The sequence below is a fragment of the Hymenobacter agri genome (genome assembly GCF_054778495.1).
Map to the genome: position 1 here is coordinate 1 of NZ_BAAGZM010001160.1, position 715 is coordinate 715.

Here is a 715-nt window from a genome sequence, read left to right on the forward strand (position 1 = left end):
GCCGACCTCGGCGTGAGCTCGCACCAATTCGACACGCCCGAGCGCGGCTTCTCGACCCGCTTCGACGGCCCGCTGGACATGCGCATGGACCCCGACGGCCCCCTCACGGCCGCCGACATCCTCAACGACTACAAGGAAGCCGACCTGCACCGCATTTTCGGCATGTACGGCGAAGTAACTAACGCCCGCACGCTGGCCGCCACCGTGGGCGCCGCCCGCCGCGGCCGCCGCCTCGAAACTATAGCCGAGCTGAAGACAGCCATTCAGCCCTGCACGCCGCGCGGCAAGGAGAATAAGTATCTGGCCCAGGTTTTCCAGGCCCTGCGCATTGAGGTGAACCAGGAAATGCAGGCGCTGCAGGAAATGCTGCTGCAAACGGCCGACGTGCTGCGCCCCGGCGGCCGGCTGGTGGTGATGAGCTACCACTCGCTGGAAGACCGGCTGGTGAAAAACTTCATCGCGAAGGGCAAGTTTTTCGGCGAGGTCGAAAAAGACTTCTTCGGCAATGAAAGCAAGCCGTTTGAGGCCGTGAACCGTCGGCCTGAGGAAGCTGACGCCGCCGAAGTCGCGCTGAATAGCCGCGCCCGAAGTGCTAAATTGCGGGTTGCAATCCGAAAATAACTCCTGCCGATGGCCGCCAATACGCTCCGTCCTACCGATGCCCCGCGCCGCGCCAACGTGCCGCGCCCGGTTGCCGCGCCCGAGCCGGAGGTAG

The 715-nt window shown here is 64.6% G+C and carries 1 protein-coding gene; it reads left to right on the forward strand.

From position 1 onward, the window contains the following. Nucleotides 1-621 (forward strand): 16S rRNA (cytosine(1402)-N(4))-methyltransferase RsmH (rsmH, locus tag ACYVDE_RS25080; protein WP_460504231.1); only part of this gene is annotated, 621 nt, incomplete at its 5' end. Between the last annotated feature and the right edge of the window lie 94 nt (nucleotides 622-715).